Below are 24,715 nucleotides of genomic sequence, written 5' to 3' on the forward strand. Positions count from 1 at the left end.
CTGTTAACAAAACCTTAGTGCCTGAATAGCTTTTCTGGCTATTTCTCTCGCTTTTCTGTCCGGACTATTGATTAATTGAAATTAAGATTGAGCTACTATCAAGTGGCACTTGATGCTTGCGGAATTCATCTTCACTTACTTTTCGAGTTGTAGGAGCAACACTAATTTTCCCCTCAATGAGATTATTACCATTTATGAAAAAGTAGTCACCATTTTCATCATATTGCGGTGTTGAGTGTAATCCATCTCCGATCCTGGAGCTGTGATACTTAAGCCGAGACACTTCCCAATGCTTGGGCACTTCGCCGAGCCACTCGACGCCGGAGTCTCTCATGGGGGCGGTGGGGTCGAGGCCCTTGGTGACCGCATGGGAAATCACTGCCTGCCGCTTTTCCTTCAGCAGCTCGATCAGTCGCTCCTGCTCCGCGATCAAGGCGTCAATGCGAGTAGTCTCGTGATCGAGGAAGCGAGCGATTTGGATTTGTTCTGATACTGGAGGATAAGGAAGGTCTATCAAAACAAAATTTTGATAGTTTAAGTCCTGACCATCACGGATAAAGTTGGCTGTTGATTGCAATGCCTGAATGTAGTCTTCTGACTTAAACAAGCGTTGGTAATAACCTAGAACGAGATCTTCTCTTGGCTTCAATACAACATACGAAGAACGAATTCCTCCATCAGTCCAAGCACGTTCTAACCCTCCTTGAAAGCTTCGCATACTAATGACAAAGTCACCTACCTCTACGCGCTTTCTCTTGTCTAAGTGCTGGTTGAGTTGTACGACTCGCCTCCCTGCCAGACGCATAAATTCAGCCTGAGCAATAACACCATAATCCTGCGTAGCAGAAAGCTGCTTATCGCTTTCTGGTGCCCGTTCTTTTGACTCAGGAAAAAGGCGCTTTGAAGGAAACATTTTCCAGCGATTTGGAAAGTCACACGGCCATTTAACTTTCATGCTCATTGCCGCACCTCCACATCTGGAATTTGAGTTTTACACGCCTCATACCTCGGAAAGCTCATTCCCCCTCTCCTCCCACATTCAACGCATAAAACTCATGTAGCTTCGCCTGCAACAAGGCCTTATCCGGCAACTGCGTCTGATACTCCGCAATCAACGCAGGCGACAACGACCGATTCAGCGCATACTCCACCACCTCATCATCCTTACTCGCACACAACAACACCCCAATCGCTACATTCTCATGGGGCTTCCGCGCATCCCGATCCAACGCTTCCAAATAAAAATTCAGCTTGCCCAAATACTCTGGCTCAAACCGTCCCACCTTTAGCTCCACCGCCACCAGACAGTTTAGCCCCCGATGAAAAAATAGAAGATCTAACGCAAAGTCTCGCCCGCCTACCTGCACCGGATACTCCGACCCCACAAAACAAAAATCACGCCCCAACTCAATCAAAAAGTCCTGCAACTGCCGCAACAATGCCCGATGTAAATCTGCCTCCGTATGGCGCTCCGGTAAATCTAAAAACTCCAGCACATAGGCATCTCGAAACACATCCATCGCCGCCGGATGAGATTGTGTCACCGCTGGTGACACGTTTGCCGGATTCAACACCGTCCGCTCAAACAATGCCGCTTTCAACTGCCGCTCCAGCTCCCGCTTCGACCACTTTTCCTGAATCGCCAGCCGCAGGTAAAATTCCCGCTCCTCAGGGCGTTTGCTTTGATTGACAATAATTAAATTATGGGTCCAGGGCAATTGTCGCACCAGTGGTGCGACTTTTTCATCATCGTGGTAAGTCGCATAAAGCTTCCGCATTCGAAATAGGTTAGCCCGTGTAAACCCTCGCAACCCCGGCTGAGTCTGGGCCAAATAGTCCGCTAGCTGCTGCACCACCCCATCGCCCCATTCCGCCTGCTCCAGCTTCTGGCTAATGTAAGCCCCCACCTGCCAATACAGCTCCACTAGCTGCGTATTCGCAGTCTGGATGACCTTTTGTTTTGCCGTCTGGATCATCTCTGCCACTTCGACAAAGCTTTTCTCCATAGCAGGACTGAGCACGTCCGTCATGCCGACAGCTCCTCAATCATCTGCTTAATCCGATCCGTACAAAGCTTCAAATCGCGGTCAATCTCCTCCAACGGGCGCGGCGGCTCAAACACATAGAAATGCCGATTAAACGGAATCTCAAACCCGACAATGCCCACCTCACCATCCAGCTGATCGCATTTGCCCTGATCAATCCAGGCGTCGGGCACATGGGGCTTCACCTCCCGCTCAAAGTAGTCGGTGATCGACTCCCCCAAAGGCACATTTTCATAGTCCCGCAACCCCGTATCCGGCTCCGGCTCGCCCTTGGCCTTATCCTTAACCCGGCAAATATCCGCCTCAGGGTTACGCTCACCCAGGTTATTCAACAACGCCTTCAGCTGCGGTGCCTTTAGCTCCACATTCTGGGCCTTCAGTGCTGCCTTCAGCGCCTTGATAAACTTGCCCCGGTTGAGATGTATCGTTTCCCCATCCATCCCATTCAGTGCCGTAATCAAGCGGCTCTGCTCTTCCCCATCCAACTTTTGCATCTGCTTTTCCGCCAGGGCCGCCTTTACCCGCTCCTCCGTCACCTGAAACGCCAACTGCAACGGACGCTCAATGGTAATGCGCCGATAGCCAAACGCCTCTATGGGAAAAATCTTACTCTTAGCCGTTTCCTCAAATCGCCCGTAGATCCGCACCAGGTCCTCAATCTGCTCCTCGTTCAGGTACTGGCGCTTACTTCCCAAGGACTTTCGCATCTTGCTGAAATGCTCGGTGCCATCAATCAGCTGCACCTTCCCCCGGCGGGTCTGCGGCTTATGGTTCGACAACACCCACACATAGGTGGCAATGCCCGTGTTGTAAAACATATCCGTGGGCAGGGCCACAATCGCCTCCACCAGGTCATTTTGCAGCAGGTAGCGACGAATTTCCGATTCTCCGCTGCCCGCCCCACCGGTAAACAACGGCGACCCATTGAGAATGATGCCAATGCGCGATCCGCCATCACGGGGATCTCGCATTTTGCTTACCAGATGCAGCAAAAACAGCAGCGACCCATCCGACACACGGGGCAACCCCGGTCCAAAACGCCCATCAAAGCCCCGCTGCTGGTGCTCATCGGTCACCTGCTTTTTTACCTTTTTCCACTCCACCCCAAAGGGCGGATTACTGAGCATAAAGTCAAAGTGTTCAGAGGCCAGCTTATCTTCGGAGAGGGTATTGCCCAGCTTGATATTGCTAACCTTCTGCCCCTTGATTAGCATGTCGGCTTTGCAGATAGCGTAGGACTCCGGATTCAGTTCCTGGCCATGCAGCGAGACCGTTACCTGCTCACCAATCTCCTGGATGTATTCATCCCCCTCCGACAGAAAGCCCCCCGTACCTGCCGTGGGGTCGTAAATAGTAACAATGCTATTGGGCTTAAGCTTGTCATCCTGCCCCGTCATTACCAGGGACGTGGTCAGGCGTACGATATCGCGAGGGGTGAAGTGTTCCCCCGCCGTTTCGTTAGAACTTTCAGCAAACTCGCGAATCAGCTCTTCAAAGATAAGGCCCATGCCAAAATTTGAGATGTGCTGGGGGCTGAGATCGGTGGCCGCAAACCGCTGCACTACTTGGAAAAGCAGATTGCTAGCTGCTAGCTGCTGCACAAACTCCTCAAACCGGAAATGCTCAAAAATTTCCCGTGCATCGCTGCTAAAAGACTGCACATAGCTCATCAGGTCGTCTGCCGTCTGAGTGTCCGATAGCGTGCCCATGGTCAGAGGTGAAGCATTGTAAAACTGCTGTTTTGCCGCCCGCAGCAATAGCTTTTCCCGCACCTGGTCAGGCTTATCCTGATGCTTCTTAGCAGCATTCAGCACCGCTTGCTTGGTGGGCTCCATCACGCATTCCAGCCGTCGCAGCAAGGTAAACGGCAAAATGATGCGGCCATACTGAGATTGCTTAAAATCACCCCGCAGCAGCTCCGCGATTGACCAGAGAAATTTAGCAATTTGAGCATGGTTGATCGGATTCATTCGTTAGTCGCAAAATGAGCTTTACAGCAATTGGCCAAGGGTAAGGTCTAAAAACCGTAATAGTAGTCCTTGTAATAGCAGCTCTGTGAATTCTGCCAGTAAATATACGGTTTTTCTTCAGTAATAAGCACGTATCCGAGATGATTTGCCATACACAGTACTGATAAATCGATCTCTAATCCTTGGGTTAAGGAGCTTTAAAAGCCATCATGGAAAGGCGACCACCCCTTCTAGATCTGTATGCTCAACCTGCTTATCGGCGAAATAAAACGTACCTGGATTCAATTTATCCGGTATCCCAGCGAAATCATTGGCGGTGTGGTGATCATCACCACCGTTTTCTACGGTTTATTTATCAGCGCCCAATATATGGCGGGTCCCGCCATGAACTTTGGCGATCGCCTCGATTCCGTCGTCGTCGGCTATGTCCTCTGGACGTTAGCGCTCTACATCGTCAACGACATTGCTTTTAATATTCAATCAGAGGCCCAGACCGGTACGCTGGAACAAATTTTTCTATCGCCGTTTGCCGCCCCAAAAATCTTTTTTGCCCGGGCGGTGGCTAGCCTAGCCCTGCGCATGACCATCATTGTGCTGATCCTGTTTATCCTTATGGGCATTACGGGGAGCAAACTGTCGTTTCCGCTGGGGCTAATTTTGCCGCTATTAACCCTGCTTATGGCGGCCTACGGTTTAGCCTTTATCATGGGTTCCTGCGCGCTAATCTTCAAAAGGGTGCAACAGATTTTGCCCATTTTTCAGTTTGCCCTATTGTTTTTATTAGCCGCACCTACCGAAGAATGGAGTGGCCAAGCCAAAATAGTCGCTAACTTTCTACCCATGTTGCCCAGCACTGGGCTGTTGCGAGATCTGATGGCCCGTGGAGAGGGATTGGATATTGTGATGTTGGGTATAGCGCTAGTTAACGGGCTAGCCTATTTTGGGTTGGGGTTAGTTGTTTTTGGTTGGGCCGAACGGCAGGCAAAACGCAAAGGCATTTTAGGTGGATATTAAAGGGGACAGTATGTAGTAAATGACGCTGCACTGCACAATTGTTTGTTCTAACCTAAGTTCACTCGTATCGCAGGTAAGCTATGACATTCTGGGCTGGATGGTTCACGGTATTTGTTGTGGGGTTGGTAGCCGTCATCACCCCCGGCCCAGATTTTGCCCTCACCTTGCGCAGTAGTTTGGCCTATTCCCGTCGGGCGGGCATATTCACCGCAGTGGGCATTGGTCTGGGTAACACTATCCATGCCACTTACTGCCTGATTGGCATCGGGGCTATCATTTCCCAGTCAATCCTGTTGTTTAATGCCATTAAGCTACTGGGGGCTGGATATCTGATTTACCTGGGGTTAAGGTCTCTCCAGGCAAAGCCCGTTAAGGCTGACTCATTTCAAGACCATCGTCGCATTGTCAGTGCCTTTGCCGCATTTCGATTAGGGCTGTTGGGAAATTTACTCAACCCAAAAGCTACCTTGTTTTTCCTGGCGCTATTTACCCAAATTGTTCAGCCTGGGACACCGCTGATGGCCCAGGCGATTTACGGTGGCACGGTGGCGCTACAGTCGCTGGTGTGGTTTGTCTTGGTAGCATTGTTTATTTCCCAGGGCTGGATCAAGCAATTGCTGATCAAAGTATCCCACTGGCTAGAGCGGATGACGGGGGCCGTACTTATCTTGTTAGGCTTACGCTTAGCGGTGGCCGAACGCTAGCGGGATTGAAACATGCTGAGGCTAAAGGTGTAGCCATAGCCTGTCAGGAATAGGACCAAAAACGGTAGGGACAGATAATGGTGGTTGAGGAATGCGATCGCAATTGTCACCATTAAATACACCACCATGGTGAGTTCCAAATAGGGCACCCAGTTTTTGGCCGCTCGATATTTCCTATCGATCCATCGTTCCGTTGTGGTAACAATGCCGTGCTTGGGGGTGCGCACAAAATCATTGTTGGTGCCGATGAGGCCGTCGCATACCGCTAAGGACTGGTTAATACTCAGACCAATGCCCACCCCCATCATCAGCATCAGGTTGCGCACCAGCTGCCAGGATATCCATTTATCCTCTGGTTGGCGCTGGGCAATTAGATAAAAGCTAATTAAACTCAGGCTGGTAATGAGTGAAATTGGCACATGGAAAAATAGCGCATATTGCCAACTGTAGGGCGTTACATAGAGCTGATAGGGCAGGGCGAGAAACAACAATAACAACATTAGCAAGTAGTTGAAATTGTTAGTTAGGTGAAAAAAGGCTTCCCATTTAATATGGAGGGGAAAGTCGGCCCGTAGTATGGATGGTAACAACAGCTTGGCTACCTGGCTAGAGCCCTTGGCCCAGCGAAACTGTTGCGACTTAAACGAGTTCATTTCCATGGGCAGCTCGGCGGGTACTTGGATCTCGGGCATGTAAATACACCGCCAGCCGCACATTTGAGCCCGATAAGACAGGTCTAAATCTTCTGTTACTGTTGAATGTTGCCAGCCCCCGGCATCCACAATGGCGGCGGCGCGCCAGATGCCTGCGGTGCCGTTAAAGTTAAAAAAACAGCCGGTGCGGCTGCGAGATGTTTGCTCGGCAACAAAATGACCGTCTAACATTAGGGCCTGCAGTTCTGTTAGGGCCGAATAGCCCCGGTTGAGATGGCCCCACCGGGCCTGCACCATGCCCACCGATGGGTCTGAAAAATGATGCACCATTTTTAATAAGGTGTCTGGGACGGGAACAAAGTCGGCATCAAAAATTGCCACTAGTTCTCCCTGGGCCTGGTCGAGACCGTGGGCCAGGGCTCCGGCTTTAAAGCCTTGGCGCTGCTGGCGATGGATATGGTGAATATTGGGATTTTGGGTCTGGAGCTGTGCCACCATTTGTTGGCATACAAGCCGGGTTTCATCGGTGGAGTCGTCTAGCACCTGCACTTCTAGCTTGTCTTGGGGATAGTTGAGCTGGGCTACGGCAGTTAAGAGCCGTTTTACCACATTGATTTCGTTAAAGATGGGCAGCTGCACCGTGATGGTGGGTAAATCGACATCGGAGAAATAACGCTGGGGCTGGGGGGTGCGATGGCGATGGTGATAAAACCGCCAAATGATCAGCAGGCGATGGCAGCTGTATAGGCCGATGATGCATAGCAGTAGGTCATAGGCATTGGTAACCATGGTGGACAGGGGCATGGTGTTAGAAATCTGCGGTTAATGGGGGTGCAGGGGTATTATATTTGGCAAAATTATGAACTGCCTGGTTAGAAAATGAGTACCAGATAAATAACTGTGCTGCTGCTGGTTTACATCGGCAACGGTTGTTCTAGTCCAGGCGATGTTATGGATATTATTTTTGGCCTGTTAATGGCCTTTGTTTTTTTATTGCTGAGTGTGCTCCACGGTGTGGCGCTGGTGTGGCCCTTGGGGGCTGCGATCGCACTGTTTATCCTCATCCATCTGCGTCGCGGCTATTCCCTGGCCACCCTATGTCGCTTTTGCTGGCAGGGGGCCAAACAAGCTTGGCCCGTGTTTAGCATTTTGATGCTCATCGGTGCCCTAATGGGTACATGGCTGGCCGCCGGTACCGTACCCGCGCTGGTATATTACGGCACCCAGCTAATCCATCCACACTATTTTATTCTGTGTGCCTTTATTCTGTCGGCCCTAGTATCCACACTCATCGGCACCTCCTTTGGGGCCGCCGGTACCATCGGCCTAGCGCTGATGATTATGGCCCGCAGTGCCGGCATCGAAAACGTCGATATTGTGGCCGGTGCCATTATTGCGGGCACCTACGTGGGGGATCGCTGTTCGCCACTGTCATCCAGCGCCTATCTCGTCGCCATGGTGACCAAAACCCCCATCTATCAAAACCTCAAGCAGATGTTGCTAACGTCACTGTTGCCCCTGGCGCTGACGTTGCTGATCTATGGCGTCCTTTCCTGGTTTTATCCCCTAGAAATCTCTCAGCCATCGCAGATCAGCCGACATCTGGCCGCTGCCTTCAATCTGACGGCCATTACGCTGCTACCCGCTTTCCTAGTGTTGCTGCTGGCTAGCCTGCGGGTAAACGTAAAACTGACCATCATTTTGGGATGGATTGTCGCGGCCTGGTTAGGGATTGGGGTGCAAAACTATGGCCTAGGAGATATCATCCGCTTTACCCTATGGGGCTTTACCATCGATAACCACACCGAACTCGCCACTATTTTAGTGGGGGGTGGCCTGTGGCCCATGCTCAAGGTGTGTGCCGTTGTGTTGTTGTCCACCACCCTGTCGGGGTTGTTAACGGGAACCCAGAGTTTAGAACGGGTGGGGCGTTGGCTGCGGGTGGCGCGTCAACAGCGCACCCTCTTTGCCGGCACCTCTCTGATTAGCCTAATGGCCGGTGCCTTTGGCTGCACCCAGACGATTACCATTTTGCTGACCCATCAGCTCGTCGCCCCTGAGTATCGCAGACGGGGCTATGGAAATCAGCAGGTGGCCATCGACCTAGAAAATACAGCCGTTGTCCTTGCCCCATTAATTCCTTGGAACATTGCCGGATTAGTCCCGGCCACATTGTTAATGGCTGGCCCTGGTTTTATCCCCTTTGCGGTGTACCTCTATCTCGTGCCCCTGTGCAATTGGTTGTGGCCTAGCCGGTTAGACGCTCTGCCAATATCCACCATGGCCAACGTATCCAACGGTTAGCGCTGAGCGGCAACTGAGCCTAGGCCCGCTGGCTAGCCCATCGAGTGTGAGTCACGTTCATTCGCCATGGCCTGGCTAGAATATGCCGGCGTATTGGGCTGGTCAAAACCAATGCTAGTGGGTTCAAAGCCAACGTTAGGTTGTTCAAAACCCACATTGGTGGTTGGTCGATCGTAAACCCCAAAACGTCTAAAGAATCGACGCCAGGCTTTAGAGATTAACCATGCTCCAACTAGGGCAGGAATGACGAAAATAGCGATGGTGAGATTGGCAGAATGTTCACCTTCTAAAATTTTCGACTGCAAAATAATTAGAATTCTAGCGGGGCCAGTTTCTGTGGATACCCAATGCACAATGACGGCCATGCAAAAGCCGAAGAAGGCAAGGGGTAGAAAACAGCCGAGATTTTGTAACCAGTCTTTTAGGATTGGATGCATGCTTGTCATGGGATACAGACCCGCATAAGTGAGTATCGATAACGAAGGGACTTTGGAGCTGTTAAGAAACTACCTCACGGTTTAATCCTGAAAGGCTTGTTAAGCCATGATTTCAAGCCCATGATTTGAATTTCTGACAAGCCCTTTATACCTACAACCTTCCCGTAAATCTTCTTAAATCCAGGACTTTTGATGTGGCGTCCTTTACTGCGTACAATTCTACGTATTTTTAGGTAATAGCTGTTAGGGTTTGTTGTTTTTGTTGACTCTCTTTAATGCGGCTAAGCCTTGTGTAGATTGGCTTTTGCAGATGAAGTTAACTACAATAAGCTTCTGTGACTCATCGATGAAATTTATTTAAAGTAGATTACTGAGATTCAAAGTATCTTTTCTTACAGCCGTTTGTTGTCTGTTTTTTGGTCATATGCCCCCCAGGTCAGGCTTCTGGCTACGACATTGTGCCGATGCCGAAAACGGTGCTATGGGTTTAATAGATGTCGTTGCTGATGGAAAGGGGCAGCAACGACATAAAAATGACTCTGTATCCACACCCGGGGGGAGATACGGAGCCGGTAAAAATTTCTATATAGTGATGTGGTCAGGCGATTGTCTACAACTATAAACAGTTTTGAGACACCCTGGGGCAATGGTGGCCAGCTAACGGTGTCCTGGTTGTGGTGTCTGTTGTTACGAGAGTTTAGATCAGGGCCGCTGACTGCCAATGGGTAAAAATGTGAGTGCCTTGTACCCGTAAGGCACAGGTATCTAGATCAAAAATCATGGGGTCATATTTGGGGTTGGCAGCTTCTAGCACCACCACCGATTCTTTTTGGTAAAAGTGTTTTAGGGTAGAGCCTTGCCCGTCTACATAGACCGCAACAATTTCCCCTGGTTTTGGCAGGTAGTCGTCGGCTACTGGGCGAATGCCCACATAGGCACCATCAGGAATACCCGCCCCCACCATGCTGTCTCCTGAAATTTTGAGCACATAGTCGCTGTGTTTACGTCCGCTATATTCAATGTTGAGATAGCCATGGGCTTCGGTGGCGGGGTCGTGGCAGTAGCCTGCTGAAATTTCACCGCGAATTGGCAGACCATCGGGGTCGGGGGGACAGGGTAAATTGGCATCCTCAAAGTTAATGAGCTTAATGCTGCGGGACGTGCGTTTGCGGCGGGTAATGTATTGATGCTTTTCCAGCCATTTCAGGCTGTTTTGGATGCTGCCATGGGACCGCTCGGTGCCATTAATAATTTCACGCACCGTGGGACTATTGTGATGTTTTCGCCAGTAGGCTTCGATGAAGCTGAGTACAATTCCGTGGGGTTTGCGTACAGCCATGGGTCAACATCGTATAGGACGTTTGTATTGTAGTTCAAATGTCCTATAAATGCCTAGGGGGTAAAAAATCTGTGATTAATTGTTGTAAATTTGTTTGAACGCCGAAGTAAGAGGCTGCGATCTCAGCCCCTCACTTCGGCGTTTGATTAATAGAAATCTGTGGTCTGTGGCCTTGACTGGGCTAAGGGCGGCGACGATTCTCAATACACACCGGCAGTAGCTGGCAACCCGCAATGCGCCAGGTGGAGTCAGCCTGCTGTTGCATCATGTAAAGCGCCCGCACTAACGTGCCCCCTTTGGTCATCACCATCATCTGGAGGGTGGGACGCTTTTGGATGTGCACAATGCCTTCAAAAATCACCGCACGGGGGCTATACACTGGCTGATAATGGGTGCGCACCATTTCCATAAAGGCATGGGGTTGCCTCAGCTGGCGCTGCAGCTCGGGGCTGGCTAAGGAAAAAGCTGTTGTTGCGTCATTATCTTGAAATGCCTGTAGTTGTCGTTCGACAATGCTACGGATGGCATGCTTATCGTGGGTTGACAAATTCTTTCTATACACAATTATTTGTTGCCCCAAATCCGCTACGTGGGTGCTGTGTTTTTGAGCTTGATCGAGCCAATAAATTGAATAACAATCGCTGAATAAATTTGTTATTCATCCCTGTAAATCTATCACTCTAATGAAGGCGATAGCTGCTTCAGCCGCTGGGTTTGCGGTTTGATCAACAACATGTAAATCGTTGCTGAAGATTTCTATCCATTCCTATCGATTTGAGAGTTTCCCTTTTCAATAGACAACGCCCTCTTGATGGAATCAGGATGGATTCCCGGTGATTTGCTATAAACTTGGTCGCTGTATCGTTAAAAGATGCCTTGAGCTGATGCGTTTTGTCAGGATATCTCAGATGCCATTATCCCGAGACGTAGCGCCACCCAACATCGCCACCGTCTTATCTAATTGTAAAGTTTGTTTGATACACCCAAGTCCCTTCTCAGTGAATTAAACGTCTTTGGAGTAAGAAAAGTTCCCGGATGTCGGTGTGTGTTATATTTTGCCACCGGGGTGTGTGCTGGATTCAAGCCGATGTCTGCCATAGATGTTCAACAGTTAACCAAGGTCTATCCAGTTGCAATTAAACAACCAGGCCTCTCTGGAACGTTGCGTCACTTTTTTCAGCGTGACTATCGTCAGGTGAAGGCGGTTAATGAGGTTTCGTTTCACATAGAACCGGGTGAGGTGGTGGGTTTTTTGGGCCCCAACGGTGCGGGTAAGACCACCACCTTAAAGATGCTAACGGGGTTAATTTATCCATCTTCCGGCCAGGTGCGGGTGGCGGGGCAGGTGCCTTTTCAGCGGCAGCGTGCCTTTTTAGAGCAAATTACCCTGGTGATGGGGCAAAAGCAGCAGCTGATTTGGGATTTGCCAGCCCTCGATTCGTTGCGCATCAATGGCGCTATTTATGATCTGTCGTCCCAGGAACTGCGCCAGCGGATTCATGAGCTGGCTGAAATGCTGGACATTGCCGATAAGCTAACCCAGCCGGTACGTAAACTTTCCCTGGGAGAGCGGATGAAGGCGGAAATGTTGGCCGCCCTACTGCATCATCCTAAGGTTCTATTTTTAGATGAACCCACCCTGGGGCTAGACGTGAATGCCCAGATGGCGGTGCGCAAGTTTTTGCAGCTGTATAACCAGCGCTACCAGGCCACCATTGTGCTCACGAGTCACTACATGGCCGATATTACGGCTCTGTGCGATCGCGTTCTCCTCATCTATCAAGGCCAGCTAATTTATGATGGCTCCTTAGATCGCCTGGTGGAGCGTTTTGCCCCCTATCGGGAAGTGACCGCAGAATTAGCAGCAGAAGTATCGGCCGATGTCCTCAGTGCCTACGGTGAGATTCAGTCCATTGATGGTTGCAAAGTCGTACTCCTAGTCAAGCGCGAAGACCTAACCACAAAAGTTTCCCAGGCCCTTGCCCAGCTGCCAGTGCAGGACCTCACCGTGGCCGATCCCCCCATTGAAGACGTCATTGGCCGCGTGTTTGACGCAGGCAGCGTTTAGCTCATGGCTGAGCGCTGAGGCTTTGCTGAGCGCTCAGCCATGAGCACCTAAACCCCTTCCCCAATAAACGGCGTGCCCCAAAATTTCCAATTTTCCTTATTAAACGGAGAACGCCACTTATATATCAGGGCCGACTCCACTTTTTGCCGGGGACGGCGGTCTGCCGGCGCATGACGCCAAAATGCAATCCCTAGCTGACTATCGAGATCGTGATGGTAATGTGTTTGGCGATAGTTCATCAAATAGCGTTTGCAGTCATGTTCGCCCTTCCATCGCTGGTTCGATTTCACCGTTTCACCCACATATAGCAACAGCTCACTGTGGTAATCGACCACAAAATACAGGGCCGCCACCCCCACATCGCTAAACTGCCAACGCCAAAACTCCGTATTTTGTTGGGGCAGCGCAAACGGATCAATGGCCTCTGCCGGGTCAGGGGCCGCATCAAATAAACTGGCCTGCTCCATAATGGGTGCAGCTTTAACCGTTTTCTGGAACGTGGCAACCTTCTGTTTCCAGTCCATCAGCTCCTGTCGTCCCAGCTCGGTTTTCGGCAATAAATTCTGAAATCGAGATTGGCTAATCGCCTGTTGGGCATCCTCATTTAAGAGGGACGTTTGCTTTCGAGAACCCATGGGCATGTAAACTAAACGCTAGATGTAGGGGATGCATCATTCTTTGAAACGATGATACCTCTCTATCTAGTATCAAGAATACCTGCTTTACAACTGTCATCATTTCCTTGATCCGTAATTTTAGCCGGAGCGTTCTAGCGGCTGCGATAAATTGCCGGAAGTATAAGGTTTTACGTGATGACACGTCCTAGAAAGTGCTGGCCAGGACACAAAAATATGAAGACTCCTACCTAAACCCATGGCCTGTTTGTATTGATTGTGTAGACCCTACGCTTTTCGATGTCAGATTTGATTGTTGTTGCTTAATATTATTGACAGCGGAGGGTGGCTACCGAGTGAATACCGATTTGCATAACGCTAATTTCTATTTGCTCGTTTGGCTAAACGAGGCAAACAAAAGTTATAAATAACCCGTCTAATTGAACTTATGGGTAATCTGTAGGTTATCGATGGTTCTAAAAGTCTGTTGTAAGTATTGCTATTAGTTTTATGGTCGATAGTGTTAAGACGTCTTCTCCTGCGTCAGCTCTAATCCAATCGGAGTTTCAAACTATTCAGCTACCCGCCAATGTGACTGTGGTAGAGGCTACGGCATTCAAAAAGCAATGCCAGGATCTGTTTACTGAAAATCCCGACTTGTCCGAGTTGGTTCTGGACTTTTCGGAGACTCGCTTTCTTGACAGTAGCGGTATCGGAGCCTTAGTGATTTGCCATCGCTTAAGTGCGGCTAGAGGCGCTAGTTTGCGTCTAGTTGAGGTCCCCCCTCAAGTGATGATGGTGTTGTCGCTGACTGAGCTAGACAAGGTTTTTGATATTTCCTTAGCGGCTGAAAGTGACTCCACCGAAGGCCAGCAGATGCTGCCTGAGACCCATCCTTCAGTGAATTCCAAGGCTAAGCGTGCTTTGGACATTGTGGGCGGTCTAGTGGGACTATTGCTAACTGCGATTGTTTTTGTCCCCGTATTCATCATCATCAAGTTGGATGATGGCGGTCCTATCTTTTTTGCCCAGACCCGATGTTCTTGGCTAGGCAAGCGGTTTCAGATTTGGAAGTTTCGTTCCATGGTCACCGATGCTGAAGCCCGGAAAAAAGAGGTGGTCAATCAGGTTGAAGGCCCTCTATTTAAGAATGAGAACGATCCCCGAATCACGAAGATTGGTCGTATTCTGCGCAAAACCAGCTTGGACGAATTTCCTCAGTTCTGGAATGTACTTAAAGGCGACATGAGCCTTGTGGGTACACGGCCCCCAACACCAGACGAGATTGAGCAGTACGAAGTTGGTGCTTGGCAGCGTCTCAATGTGAAGCCCGGTATGACAGGCGAATGGCAGGTCAATGGTCGGTCTAGTATCACTAAGTTCGAGGATGTGATCAAACTCGACCTGCGCTATCAAGAGAACTGGAGTTTCTTCTACGATATCCAGTTGATTGTCAAAACCGTACTTGTGTTATTCAGCAAGGAATCTGGCGCCCATTGATATGCGCAGTCTGCATGCTCAATTGAAGCTTGAATAATTAAAAAAGCAGCAGGGTGACTACCCCGCTGCTTTTTTTTAGCTATCGGTTAGGTTTGGCAACCCTAACTTTAGCCAATTTCTACCTGGCTCGTGTCAACGGCAGTGGCGCCATCAACGCCTTTGGCAACGGTAACCATTTTGTCAAGAATCCCTTGGCTCGGTACCTTACCTTTGAGGACCACTTTGCTACTAAGCTGAGCAACCCATAGAGTTTCAACATCATCCAACTGAGAATCTTCGTCGAACGCTAGGGTGACGCGCTTAGCTAGGCCGCTCTCATCGAATTCACCGGTTAGGCCAATCTTGCATAGAGGAATATCCTCTTCTGCGGGGGCATTGTTGGCAGCGGTAGCGGTGGGTGCAGCAGCCGTGGTTTTAGGAGCTGTTTTTTTTGCACCGGGGCGACGACCAGCTTTGGTGCTAGCACCTGCAGGCTTGTCTTGCTTGAAAATACGCTTTAGAAAACCCATGAAAATTTCCTACGTGACTATCACAAGTGAGTAGAACAGATGTCTAACCCATACATAGGGTAGCGGTCGACTTTCGATCCCCGCCGCATCTTCAGAAACAAATAATTTTGATGGCGTAATTTTCTGCGCGGAATAGCAGATTTTCTTGATTCATTGGCTTAACCTCGTCAGCCTGGTACGTAATAGCTAAAGTTGATGGTGAAGCAACTTGCTATAGTCTGACAGCGGTTGCAGTATGTTTTCAATAGGGCGAACCATGGTACGAGACGGGCTGCAAACGGTCACAAATCGATATTTTGGTGGGCGGCGCGTGTCACCGATGGTGCTCAAGCACATGCGCGATAGCCTGATGAATGACTCGGAGCTAAACCGCGACTATGTGGTGATGACCATCGGCGCTTGTATCATCGCCACCCTGGGGCTGTTGTCGAATAGTGCGGCGGTGATCATTGGGGCGATGTTGGTGGCGCCGCTGATGTTACCCATTCGTGGCATGGCCTTTGGCTTTTTAGAAGGCGATATTGAGCTGATTCAGGAAGGGGCAAAGGCCCTGGGGTTTGGGACTTTAATTGCGATCGCGCTATCCACCGCCCTAGGCCTCATGCTGGGGCTATCGGAATATGGTTCCGAAGTGTGGGCCCGTTCGGAACCCACCCTGCTAGATCTGGGCATTGCCATCACGGCGGGCGGCATTAGCGGCTTTGCCAAGGTGCAGCCAAAGCTATCCAATACCTTGTCGGGCACTGCGATCGCCGTGGCCCTAATGCCGCCGGTGTGCGTCATTGGTTTGGGGTTGGCCCAGGCAAAAATGGCCCTCAGCTGGGGGGCCACCCTGCTCTATGTCACCAACCTGATCGGCATTACCCTATCTTGCATGTTGGCCTTTTGGCTCACCGGCTATGCCCCATTTCAAAAAGCACGTAAGTCGTTGCGATTTGTGTTGATGATGACAGCGGCATTGATTGTGCCGTTGGCCGTGAGTTTAGTGGAGCTGGTGCGCCAAAATCGAGCGGAGGACAGCGTGCGGGATGCGTTGGTCAATGGTACGGTCACCTTTACCCGATTAGAGCTGATCGATAGTGATATTAATTGGTTGTCCAGCCCGCCCGAGGTGCGCCTGACGGTGTATAGTGTCGAACCGGTGACGCCAAAGCAGGTGGCGTTGTTAGAGACCTATGTGAGTCAGCGGATGAAACGGGACTTTACGCTGATTTTTGAAGTGAGTGAAGTGAAGGAAGTGACCCGCGAAGAAGTGCAGCCTGCCAGTAGTGAACCGGTTAGTGAAGAATAAGCGGCTCTGGACTATATGATTTGTCGGCGGAGAGACTTTTTTATCCCTCACAGGCCAAATACACCAGAATCCCCAATAGCCGTTCCAATGGCTCCAGACCGTAGGCTTCCAAATCAATGGTCAAATCTGTTCCCTGGAGCTTTAGAAACTTCCACAGTTCACCATTGGTCACACAGCCATAAACAGTCTTCTCGGGCTGTTGGTTAAAAATCTGCGCCGCTACCATTTCAGCGGCGCACTGTCCCAAACCCGCATTCAGGTTTTCGGGTTTTGCCTCCACCATCATTATCACAGGCGATTCCAGCACTAACAACCTGGGGGAGCGGGCAATCAAAAAATCCACATACCCCACCAATTCTTGGCTTGGGTCAACGTTAAATTCTTTACCCGAAAACACACTGACCTTGGCATTGGCTAACCGTCGCACCGCAGTCAAAATTGGATTGATAATCCATTCACTGCGGGCCTTTTCATTACCCTGGGCCAGTGCCAGGGGCAAACTGTCTGCCAAGGTTGAAGTCAGCAGCGTATCTGGAGCAACCGTGGGTATCGTTGGCAAGAAGTGAATGGCCTCATGAACAACGAGACCAAACGCTTGCTGAACCTTCTGTAAGCTGAATTTGCTGTAGGGCATATGGCGACAGACCGGCTACACCGCGATCATAGCTCAGGCTTAGAACTTGCCATCTAAGGCATCCACACAGCGCTCGCAAATGGTGCTGTGCTCCGCCGACTCACCCACATGGGTGGAATAATTCCAGCAGCGATCGCACTTTTTCCCCTCCGCATCCACAATGCCAATGCCAAAGGCATCGGACTCGCTGCGATACTTGATGTCCTTGAGCCTGTCCGCACTGTCCAAAATCTCCACCTGGGACACCAGGAACAAGTAGCGGGCCTCATCCACATGGAGAGAACCGGGTGCGATCGCATCGCTAGGATTCATCGTTTCCAGCTGTTCCCGCAGCTGGGCATCGGCAATGTAGATCAGCGCCTTCGCCTGCAGCGAAGAGCCAATATCCTTGGCAGAGCGCGCCTGTTCCAACACCTTGTTCACCTCGTCCCGCAGCTCCCGCAGCTGGTTCCAGGTATTCGCCAGCTCCGGCTTGGCCCAGGCAGAATCAATGGTGAGCCAGCCCGCCTCAAACACCGACTTGGTGCCGGTCTCGTAGGGCATATGCTGCCAAATATCCTCCGCCATGTGGCACAGCACCGGCGCAACGGACTTGGCCAAATTCTCCAGGGCAACAGCAAGAACCGTTTGGCAACTGCGCCGCCGGGCAGAATTAGCATCGCTGATGTACAGCCGATCCTTGGCAATATCGAGATAGAAGTTGGAGAGATCTACCACACAGAAGTTCTGCACCGTTTGGAAGAACTTAAAGAACTGATAGGTGTCAAAGGCGGTTTCCACCTCTGCAAAAATCTCCGTCATCCGGTGCAGCATGTACTGATCCAACCCTGGCATCTCGTCATAGGGCACCGCATCCTGTTTGGGGTCAAAGTCGTGCAGGTTGCCCAACAAAAATCGCGATGTGTTGCGAATCTTGCGGTACACATCCGCCAGCTGTTTCAGGATGGTTTTACCAATGGGCACATCGGAGGAATAGTCCACCGAGGAGACCCACAACCGCAGCACATCGGCACCGTAGGGGGGATCCTGTTTTTTGTTTTTGCCGCCCTCAATAATCTCGTAGGGGTCCACCACATTGCCGATGGACTTACTCATTTTGCGACCCTTCTCGTCCAGGGCAAACCCGTGGGTTAGAACCGTTTTGTAGGGGGCATGGCCGTGGGTGGCCACACTGGTGAGCAAACTGGACTGGAACCAGCCCCGGTGCTGGTCCGACCCTTCCAAATACAGGTCCACCGGATACTTCAGGGCATCCCGCTGATCCGCCACCGCCGCCCAGGACGAGCCGGAATCGAACCACACATCCATGGTGTCAAACCCACGGATGTAGGTGCGGCCATTGTTGCGGTAGGTTTCGGGCAACAGCTCCTCCACGGACATGCTCCACCAGGCATCGGAACCATGCTCGGCAAAAATCTCCCTCACATGGGCGATGGTCTCCTGGTTCATCAGCACTTCGCCGGTCTCGTCGTCATAGAAGGCGGGGATGGGCACCCCCCAGTTGCGCTGGCGGGAGATACACCAGTCGGAGCGATCGCTGACCATGGGGGTGATGCGATTCTCTCCCTGGGCCGGGATCCACTGCACGTCGGAGATGGCTTTTAACGCCTCATCCCGAAACCCTTCCACCGAGGCAAACCACTGTTCCGTGGCCCGGAAGATGGTGGGCTTTTTGGTGCGCCAGTCGTAGGGATATTTGTGCTGGTAGGGTTCGTGCTTCAGCAGGGTGTTGGCGTCGGTGAGGGCCTTGATCAGCTCTTCGTTGGCGGTTTTCAGTACGTTCAACCCTTCAAAACTGCCCGCCTCGGCGGTGAAGTAGCCCCGCGCATCCACCGGACAGAGGATGGGTAGACCGTACTTTTGACCGACACCAAAGTCTTCCATACCGTGGCCGGGGGCGGTGTGCACCAGGCCGGTGCCGGACTCGGTGGTGATGTAGTCGCCGCCGATGACGATGGGACTTTCGCGGTTAAAGGTGTCCTCTTTGGTGTGCAGGGGGTGGTGGTAGGTGCATCCGGCCAGGTCCGCCCCGGTGATGTCCACCTTGGCGGTGAGGTCGGTGTCAAAGGAGGTGGCCAGGGTGTCGATCAGGTCCTTGCCCACAATCAAATATTTGTAGGGGGCACCGGTGGCCACTTCCACTACGGTGTAGGTCAGCTCTGAATTGACGGCAACAGCTACATTGGCGGGGATGGTCCAGGGGGTGGTGGTCCAGATGGCGACGCCCAGGTTGTCCATGTAGGGGGCTAGGGCATCCTGGGCAGCGTCGGAGGCGCTGACCATGGGGAAGCCCACGTAGATGCTGGGGGAGGTGTGGCCTTCGGGATATTCCAGCTCGGCTTCGGCCAGGGCGGTCTGGGACGACGGGCTCCAGTGGACGGACTTGAGGCCTCGGTAGATGTAGCCCTTGTGCACCATGGCCCCAAACACGTCTAGCTGGGCGGCTTCATATTCGGGCTGCAGGGTCATGTAGGGCTTGTCCCAGTTGCCCCACACGCCAAAGCGGCGGAACCCCTTGGCCTGGTTTTCCACGGTTTCCAGGGCGAATTCCTTGGCTTTTTGGCGCAGCTCCAACGGCGTCAGGCTGGCCCGCTTTTTGCGGTCAATGGTTTGCAGCACCTTGAGTTCAATGGGCAGACCGTGGCAGTCCCAGCCGGGCACGTAGCGTACTTTGCGATCGCGCAGCAGCTGGTACTTATTAATAATGTCCTTCAGCACCTTATTCAGGGCATGGCCCATGTGCAGGTTGCCATTGGCATAGGGCGGCCCATCGTGCAGCACAAACACCTCCCCCGAATTTTCCTGGGACAGGGTTTCATAAATTTTGCTCTGATCCCAAAAGGCCTGCAACTCTGGCTCACGCTTCACTGCGTTGGCCCGCATACTAAAATCGGTCTTGGGCAGTAGGACGGTGTCCTTATAGCTCTTAGCGTCGGCGCTTTTGGGGTCAGTCACGATACTGGAAAAACTAAGGGGGTTTTATCGTTTGCGCAGGAAACTAAAAGAATGAATCCAGCAGTTTCCTATATTACGCTCCAGTCATTCTGCCTTAGAAGTTCCTAATGCTTCAATAGTTTTAATTTTTTTCCCCTTGTTCAGCCCGGGCATTCCGTAAAGATGAATATCCCCAAGGAGTAGCCGGGAAATCCTGTTGGGTCACCCGTCAGCATTTAGCAGCGGCTGGGATGCTCCTTAACCCGACTGCTATGGGGGTAATTGTTTTCCCTTGGTCTAGATAGTGTGAATGGACAATCAAGTTACGTTTAATCGTATCGACGGTTACACCACTGTCCATGGATAGTTTGAAAACAATTGAGTGGGGAAACTCAATGGAAATAAGCAACTGCGATCGCTTGCCGCACTTTAAAAATCTATGCAACTTTCAAAAAAATATTCTAGCTTGGGGCTGGTTTCAGCTGCCTTTGTTATTTGGCTGAGTTTATCGTTGAGCGCATCGGCTCAATCGTTGAGCGCCGCAGACGTACAAGCGACGTTAGATAACGTTTGGGTAACCGTAGCAGCCGTTTTGGTCATTTTTATGAATGCCGGGTTTGCCATGGTTGAAGCTGGCTTTTGTCGGCGGAAGAATTCCATTAATATTTTGGCCAAAAATTTAATTGTGTTTGCCCTGGCGTCTTTAGCATTTTGGGCCACCGGGTTTGCCTTGATGTTTGGGGCCGGCAACACCTGGATTGGAAATTCTGGCTGGTTTTTAACGGACACCGTTGATAACTATATGCTGGGTGATATTAACCTGACCCTGCCTACATTTTTCTTATTTCAAACGGCATTTGCTGGCACCGCTGCAACAATTGTGTCGGGCACCGTCGCTGAAAGAATACGCTTTCGAGCCTTTCTTATTTTTAGTGTTGTCATGACCGGTCTGGTCTATCCCATTACGGGCCATTGGATTTGGGGTGGTGGTTGGTTAGGTAATTTAGGCTTTATTGATTTTGCCGGTTCGACGGTGGTGCACTCCGTCGGTGGGTGGGCCGCCTTGATGGGGGCGATTTTGTTGGGCCCCAGGCTAAATAGATATCAAGGGGTCGGCACCCTAAACCCCATGCCTGGCCACAGTTTGAGCTTAGCCACCCTCGGTTGTTTAATTCTCTGGATTGGCTGGTTTGGCTTTAACGCCGGGTCTACCTTGGCGGCAGATATAACGGTTCCTTACATTGCGGTCACAACAAACTTAGCGGCAGCGGCAGGCTTGCTCAGTAGTTTGGTGGTCGCGAGAATACGCTTTGGCACCCCCGATTTGTCGTTTGGCATCAATGGCGTGTTGGGCGGTCTGGTGGCCATTACCGCTAGCTGCAATGCGGTGAGTTATGTCAATGCCATATTAATTGGTGCCATTGCTGGGGTGTTAGTGGTTTTCTCGGTGAACCTTTTTGACCAACTCCAGGTGGATGATCCGGTGGGGGCCCTGTCGGTACATTTAGTTTGTGGTATCTGGGGCACCTTAGCCGTGGGCATCTTGTCTCAACAGGCCAGTTTTATCCAGTTTACGATTCAACTGTGTGGCCTGATTGCGATCGCTGTAGCTACCCTCTTGGTGAGCGGTTTAGTTTGGTGGGGGCTGAAGCAATTTGGTGGAATTCGAGTCTCTGCCCAGGAAGAAGAGGCAGGATTAGACCTGAGTGAACATGCTAATGTCGCTTACCTAGGGTTTTTGAATACGCCACCACGTTAGACACTGCAAAATCCCACGCTCCAAGGCAAGAGCAACCAAACCCATAGTTGTCACGGCTAGCCCTTGGGGGCTAGACGGTGTCGTATCAAATGACCACTCAAATCATGCCGAGGGAAATCAACGTTTGGAGGACGTTTTTGGGCTTGAAGGGTTTGCTCAAGAAATCTGAGGCCCCTGCCATTTTGGCCCGCATCCGTTCCGTCACACTATTGCCTTCCCCCACCATGACAATGGGGGTTTCCTTAAACTCAGGCATCCGTCGAATTTGGGTACATAGCTCGTAGCCAGTGACCACAGGCATGGCCACCTGGAGAAAGATCAGCTTCGGCTTTAGTTTCTGAATCTGTTTGAGCACCTCTAAGGGATCTGCAATGTTGCTGTAGCGATATCCTGCCGACTCAACAATGGTGGCCATTTTATGGCTATCGGCCAAACTATTATCCACGTAAACCATTCTGGCTTCCTTGGGGATGATAGTTTGTGCCAGCTTGACAGCAACATCGGTTTTGCCAGTTTTAATGGCTTTGCTAATATCGTCGCCTACGGGTTTTAGCTGGAGTGCATGATTCTGGATATGGGGCAAAATTGAAGACACAAATGGCATTAGCGGCTGATTTGTTTTCAGGGCAATATCTTGCAGGGTTTGATTGCCATCGGCTAATGCATTGAGTACCTGTAATAGCCGTGGAGAGGCCAGATCTTCCAGGGCGGCTAAATCTTCTATGACTAGGGCATCGTTGGGATTTACTTGAGCTAGGTTAGCGTTCTCCCAGGCTTGCCAGTTGCGCTTTGCTTCGGCCCATATGCGAACGTTTTGAAGATTAATGTAGGGAAAGTCGCAGGCTTTGTGGGTCTTAATCCGATAGCTCAGCTTTTGACCGGTTTGTTGCAAACACAAACTCCCCTGCTGTTGTAGGTCAAACAAAACTTCTGAGATATATCCAGAAACAATATCCGAGAAGATCTCTCGATTGAACTTTTTGCAAATTACCAAGCGTGATAACCGATTGTAGGTCCAATCGGGATAAGCACTTAGGCCATATCTAATGAGATCGGGGCGATACTTGAGTAGCTGACGATACCAGCGCCGTCTTGCATGGGTGCGGGTACTTGCCCAAGCTAGCTGGCCCGCCAAAAAATATAAGCGCCACTGGGGAATGTTCTCCCGTTTGAACGACAAAATGCCCGTCAGTTGTTTCTCTTTCGCTAGCTGTATTTTTTTGTCTAGCTCAGAAACAAGTATATTCGACGTGGCGGCGGCAGCTCCCATAAATCCTATCGTTCTTGCTCGGGCTTGTTCCCTAATTGTGCCCATAAATAAAACTAACTACAATCAGAGAAAACACTGAGAATGTAAGTATTTCAGCCTATTGGCTCGGGCCTGGGGCTAAGGGCAATATGGGGGCGATTTTGTGCAAAACGTTACGAACGCACCTGCTTGCTGGAGATAGATATTTGCGGGTGCTATGGTTCTTCGGTCAGGGGGCGGGCCTTGAGTCGAAAGATTGTTCTTTTGAACAGACGTTGAATTTTGTGAACAGACCTGGAAAAGAGAACTAAACAACATTTTTTGAAATATAAGGCTGGTTGTTGCTCGTTCGCTGGTGTTGTTATCAAAAAGTGTGCGTCAGCGCAATCTAGCAGAGACGGAGGATTACTCTATTTGTCGGTGTGCTGGTGGATTGTTCGTTGGTAAGCATGGGAAAGTCAGTCCCAAAATTCGTCATCGGGCCAATTGCTGTCTTCGTCGTCTTCCTGCGCCTCCACCTTTGATGTCCCTAAAGCTGGCTCTGTTCTAATCCTTTCTGGTTTTGGGGCCTCTAGGGGAGAGGGCTTGACATCATCGTCAGGCCAATTGCTGTCTTCGTCTTCCTGGGGCTCTGGTTTTGGTGCTCCCAAAGCTGGCTCTGTTTTGATCCGTTCTGGTTTCGGGGTGGCTAACGGGGAGGGCTCCGTATTCAAAGTCTCCCCTGGCCTGGATTCATCTAAAAGAGAAGAGGTCTTTGCTGTGTCCACAGGCGCACTGACGGTAGGTTCAGCGGGGGTAGATGAGGGTTTATTTGGGGCCGGTTCTGTATTCTCAACAATTTTTGTTGTTGCTTCAGATTGCCGATTGGGGGGAGATGGGCTGCTGGGCGACTCTGGTTTCTCTTTAGGTCCATCTGATTTTGGAATCGATGGTGGCCTTGGGGGTAGCTCAACCATGGGCTGGGCCGCTTTCTTTTTGGGGGTGACGATGTCTTTGAGCCAATTGGCAAAGATGCCAACGGCGGCCATGGGGTTGGGCTTTTCTGGCTTTTTGGCTGTGGGCGGTGCTGGCTGTGGGGCTGGGGCTGGGCTATCTGCCTCGATGACGGGTTTCGGTATCGCTGCAGGCACCACCATTGTGGGTGCGAATTCGTCTGCGGTGGGTTCAAGCAGAACCGGGCTTTCGGGATCTATGGCTGGCTCAACGGTGTCTTCGACGCCGTCTTCTACAAATTCATAGTCTTTGGCAATGGGGCGGTTGGCAGGGCGGCTGCGCTCAGTTTTGCCGAATTGAATGGGGGTTTGCTGGGCGGCTGGGGTGGTTTCCCGGCGTAGTAATAGGGTTTGGTAACCCAGCCACAGTAATAGGCCGACCGATGCGGTTTGGCCGAGCAAGACAGCCCCCTGTACCTGTCTGGCGCAGTACCAGAGCACTAGGGCATAGAACATGCCTACGCCGCTCCAGAAAAAGTCTGACCGGCGATGCACTTCTGGCAGGATGAAGGCCGATAGGTAAAAGCCTAGGCTACCTAGCCCCACTGCGATCGCTAATAGATTTGCCAACATCCGCTTCGACCCCGGCGCGATGAACAAAGGCCACTGACGCCTGGCTGGACAATTTAGACCCACGGGGGTTAATCCCATTCAGACCAAATTATTGCCGAATATCAGCAGCGCAGATTTAATTATTAA

The 24,715-nt window shown here is 51.0% G+C and carries 19 protein-coding genes and 1 pseudogene; 7 read left to right on the top strand and 13 right to left on the bottom strand.

All coding sequences use genetic code 11. The features are described from left to right. Positions 1-285: 285 nt before the first annotated feature. The 3 genes and pseudogenes from IXB28_RS00005 to IXB28_RS00015 form a co-directional block, all read right to left on the bottom strand. Positions 286-961: pseudogene (locus tag IXB28_RS00005) on the bottom strand (restriction endonuclease subunit S); the annotation flags it as partial. Between the two features lie 55 nt (positions 962-1,016). Continuing rightward, positions 1,017-2,030: a PDDEXK nuclease domain-containing protein gene (locus tag IXB28_RS00010; RefSeq protein WP_215616493.1), complete on the bottom strand. Its 1,014-nt coding sequence runs from the start codon at positions 2,028-2,030 to the stop codon at positions 1,017-1,019. Beyond that, the gene (locus IXB28_RS00015; protein WP_215616494.1) at positions 2,027-4,015 is read right to left on the bottom strand and encodes a type I restriction-modification system subunit M; all 1,989 of its coding nucleotides are present in this window, start codon (positions 4,013-4,015) and stop codon (positions 2,027-2,029) included. Before IXB28_RS00015 ends, IXB28_RS00010 begins: the two co-directional genes overlap by 4 nt. 240 nt (positions 4,016-4,255) lie before the next feature. Here IXB28_RS00015 and IXB28_RS00020 point away from each other — a divergent pair, with 240 nt between their 5' ends. Together IXB28_RS00020 and IXB28_RS00025 are read left to right on the top strand one after the other, a co-directional pair. Further along, the gene (locus IXB28_RS00020) at positions 4,256-5,029 is read left to right on the top strand and encodes an ABC transporter permease (protein ID WP_215616495.1); all 774 of its coding nucleotides are present in this window, start codon (positions 4,256-4,258) and stop codon (positions 5,027-5,029) included. Between the two features lie 80 nt (positions 5,030-5,109). Then, entirely contained in the window at positions 5,110-5,733 is a 624-nt protein-coding gene (locus tag IXB28_RS00025) for a LysE family translocator (RefSeq protein WP_215616496.1), read from the top strand. Here IXB28_RS00025 and IXB28_RS00030 read toward each other — a convergent pair. Next, the gene (locus IXB28_RS00030; protein WP_215616497.1) at positions 5,730-7,190 is read right to left on the bottom strand and encodes a glycosyltransferase; all 1,461 of its coding nucleotides are present in this window, start codon (positions 7,188-7,190) and stop codon (positions 5,730-5,732) included. The genes IXB28_RS00025 and IXB28_RS00030 overlap by 4 nt on opposite strands. Positions 7,191-7,337: 147 nt before the next feature. Between IXB28_RS00030 and IXB28_RS00035 the strand changes: the two genes are divergently transcribed. Further along, on the top strand, positions 7,338-8,690 hold the full coding sequence (locus IXB28_RS00035; RefSeq protein WP_215616498.1) for a Na+/H+ antiporter NhaC family protein: 1,353 nt from the start codon (positions 7,338-7,340) through the stop codon (positions 8,688-8,690). Positions 8,691-8,722: 32 nt separating this feature from the next. On the opposite strand, the gene IXB28_RS00040 is transcribed toward IXB28_RS00035, so the two are convergent. From IXB28_RS00040 to IXB28_RS00050, 3 genes are all read right to left on the bottom strand, one after another. Further along, the gene (locus IXB28_RS00040; protein ID WP_215616499.1) at positions 8,723-9,055 is read right to left on the bottom strand and encodes a hypothetical protein; all 333 of its coding nucleotides are present in this window, start codon (positions 9,053-9,055) and stop codon (positions 8,723-8,725) included. A gap of 769 nt (positions 9,056-9,824) precedes the next feature. Further along, on the bottom strand, positions 9,825-10,466 hold the full coding sequence (locus IXB28_RS00045; protein ID WP_215616500.1) for a LexA family protein: 642 nt from the start codon (positions 10,464-10,466) through the stop codon (positions 9,825-9,827). A 181-nt stretch (positions 10,467-10,647) separates the two neighbouring features. Continuing rightward, positions 10,648-11,028 (bottom strand): DUF4864 domain-containing protein, encoded by a 381-nt coding sequence (locus tag IXB28_RS00050; protein ID WP_215616501.1) that lies wholly within the window; start codon positions 11,026-11,028, stop codon positions 10,648-10,650. Between the two features lie 525 nt (positions 11,029-11,553). On the opposite strand from IXB28_RS00050, the gene IXB28_RS00055 reads away from it, so the two are divergent. Next, positions 11,554-12,534, top strand: coding sequence for an ABC transporter ATP-binding protein (locus tag IXB28_RS00055; protein WP_215616502.1), 981 nt, complete (start codon positions 11,554-11,556; stop codon positions 12,532-12,534). A 47-nt stretch (positions 12,535-12,581) separates the two neighbouring features. Here IXB28_RS00055 and IXB28_RS00060 read toward each other — a convergent pair whose 3' ends face one another. Next, complete coding sequence (locus IXB28_RS00060; RefSeq protein WP_215616503.1) at positions 12,582-13,169, bottom strand: GIY-YIG nuclease family protein; 588 nt, start codon at positions 13,167-13,169, stop codon at positions 12,582-12,584. Between the two features lie 489 nt (positions 13,170-13,658). Here IXB28_RS00060 and IXB28_RS00065 point away from each other — a divergent pair, with 489 nt between their 5' ends. Next, entirely contained in the window at positions 13,659-14,648 is a 990-nt protein-coding gene (locus tag IXB28_RS00065; protein WP_215616504.1) for a sugar transferase, read from the top strand. A 107-nt stretch (positions 14,649-14,755) separates the two neighbouring features. Here IXB28_RS00065 and IXB28_RS00070 read toward each other — a convergent pair whose 3' ends face one another. Further along, positions 14,756-15,157 carry a BON domain-containing protein gene (locus IXB28_RS00070; protein WP_215616505.1) on the bottom strand — a complete coding sequence of 134 codons (402 nt, stop codon included), beginning with the start codon at positions 15,155-15,157 and terminating at the stop codon, positions 14,756-14,758. Positions 15,158-15,413: 256 nt separating this feature from the next. Between IXB28_RS00070 and IXB28_RS00075 the strand changes: the two genes are divergently transcribed. Beyond that, entirely contained in the window at positions 15,414-16,448 is a 1,035-nt protein-coding gene (locus tag IXB28_RS00075) for a TIGR00341 family protein (protein ID WP_215616506.1), read from the top strand. A gap of 40 nt (positions 16,449-16,488) precedes the next feature. Here IXB28_RS00075 and IXB28_RS00080 read toward each other — a convergent pair whose 3' ends face one another. Both IXB28_RS00080 and ileS read right to left on the bottom strand, forming a co-directional pair. Next, entirely contained in the window at positions 16,489-17,082 is a 594-nt protein-coding gene (locus tag IXB28_RS00080) for a hypothetical protein (protein ID WP_215616507.1), read from the bottom strand. A gap of 39 nt (positions 17,083-17,121) precedes the next feature. Next, positions 17,122-19,965 (bottom strand): isoleucine--tRNA ligase, encoded by a 2,844-nt coding sequence (gene ileS / locus IXB28_RS00085; RefSeq protein WP_215616573.1) that lies wholly within the window; start codon positions 19,963-19,965, stop codon positions 17,122-17,124. A gap of 490 nt (positions 19,966-20,455) precedes the next feature. Here ileS and IXB28_RS00090 point away from each other — a divergent pair, with 490 nt between their 5' ends. Further along, entirely contained in the window at positions 20,456-21,775 is a 1,320-nt protein-coding gene (locus IXB28_RS00090) for an ammonium transporter (protein ID WP_215616508.1), read from the top strand. Between the two features lie 97 nt (positions 21,776-21,872). On the opposite strand, the gene IXB28_RS00095 is transcribed toward IXB28_RS00090, so the two are convergent. Both IXB28_RS00095 and IXB28_RS00100 read right to left on the bottom strand, forming a co-directional pair. Next, a complete protein-coding gene (locus IXB28_RS00095; protein ID WP_215616509.1) occupies positions 21,873-23,045 on the bottom strand; it encodes a response regulator in 1,173 nt (390 codons plus the stop codon). A gap of 437 nt (positions 23,046-23,482) precedes the next feature. After that, positions 23,483-24,589, bottom strand: a complete 1,107-nt coding sequence (locus tag IXB28_RS00100; RefSeq protein ID WP_215616510.1) for a Ycf66 family protein — start codon at positions 24,587-24,589, stop codon at positions 23,483-23,485. Positions 24,590-24,715: the final 126 nt, after the last annotated feature.

The sequence above is a fragment of the Leptothoe kymatousa TAU-MAC 1615 genome, assembly GCF_018739865.1.
Lineage (GTDB): Bacteria > Cyanobacteriota > Cyanobacteriia > Phormidesmidales > Phormidesmidaceae > Leptothoe > Leptothoe kymatousa.

What these genes read in the sequence shown, in the direction of transcription:
- IXB28_RS00075 (WP_215616506.1), top strand. Translation starts at nt 15,414, where the DNA reads ATGGTACGAGACGGGCTGCAAACGGTCACAAATCGATATTTTGGTGGG.
- IXB28_RS00070 (WP_215616505.1), bottom strand. Translation starts at nt 15,157, where the DNA reads ATGGGTTTTCTAAAGCGTATTTTCAAGCAAGACAAGCCTGCAGGTGCT.
- IXB28_RS00045 (WP_215616500.1), bottom strand. Translation starts at nt 10,466, where the DNA reads ATGGCTGTACGCAAACCCCACGGAATTGTACTCAGCTTCATCGAAGCC.
- IXB28_RS00065 (WP_215616504.1), top strand. Translation starts at nt 13,659, where the DNA reads ATGGTCGATAGTGTTAAGACGTCTTCTCCTGCGTCAGCTCTAATCCAA.
- IXB28_RS00015 (WP_215616494.1), bottom strand. Translation starts at nt 4,015, where the DNA reads ATGAATCCGATCAACCATGCTCAAATTGCTAAATTTCTCTGGTCAATC.
- IXB28_RS00090 (WP_215616508.1), top strand. Translation starts at nt 20,456, where the DNA reads ATGCAACTTTCAAAAAAATATTCTAGCTTGGGGCTGGTTTCAGCTGCC.
- ileS (WP_215616573.1), bottom strand. Translation starts at nt 19,965, where the DNA reads ATGCGGGCCAACGCAGTGAAGCGTGAGCCAGAGTTGCAGGCCTTTTGG.
- IXB28_RS00035 (WP_215616498.1), top strand. Translation starts at nt 7,338, where the DNA reads ATGGATATTATTTTTGGCCTGTTAATGGCCTTTGTTTTTTTATTGCTG.
- IXB28_RS00080 (WP_215616507.1), bottom strand. Translation starts at nt 17,082, where the DNA reads ATGCCCTACAGCAAATTCAGCTTACAGAAGGTTCAGCAAGCGTTTGGT.
- IXB28_RS00095 (WP_215616509.1), bottom strand. Translation starts at nt 23,045, where the DNA reads ATGGGAGCTGCCGCCGCCACGTCGAATATACTTGTTTCTGAGCTAGAC.
- IXB28_RS00030 (WP_215616497.1), bottom strand. Translation starts at nt 7,190, where the DNA reads ATGCCCCTGTCCACCATGGTTACCAATGCCTATGACCTACTGCTATGC.
- IXB28_RS00010 (WP_215616493.1), bottom strand. Translation starts at nt 2,030, where the DNA reads ATGACGGACGTGCTCAGTCCTGCTATGGAGAAAAGCTTTGTCGAAGTG.
- IXB28_RS00060 (WP_215616503.1), bottom strand. Translation starts at nt 13,169, where the DNA reads ATGGGTTCTCGAAAGCAAACGTCCCTCTTAAATGAGGATGCCCAACAG.
- IXB28_RS00040 (WP_215616499.1), bottom strand. Translation starts at nt 9,055, where the DNA reads ATGGCCGTCATTGTGCATTGGGTATCCACAGAAACTGGCCCCGCTAGA.
- IXB28_RS00055 (WP_215616502.1), top strand. Translation starts at nt 11,554, where the DNA reads ATGTCTGCCATAGATGTTCAACAGTTAACCAAGGTCTATCCAGTTGCA.
- IXB28_RS00020 (WP_215616495.1), top strand. Translation starts at nt 4,256, where the DNA reads ATGCTCAACCTGCTTATCGGCGAAATAAAACGTACCTGGATTCAATTT.
- IXB28_RS00100 (WP_215616510.1), bottom strand. Translation starts at nt 24,589, where the DNA reads ATGTTGGCAAATCTATTAGCGATCGCAGTGGGGCTAGGTAGCCTAGGC.
- IXB28_RS00025 (WP_215616496.1), top strand. Translation starts at nt 5,110, where the DNA reads ATGACATTCTGGGCTGGATGGTTCACGGTATTTGTTGTGGGGTTGGTA.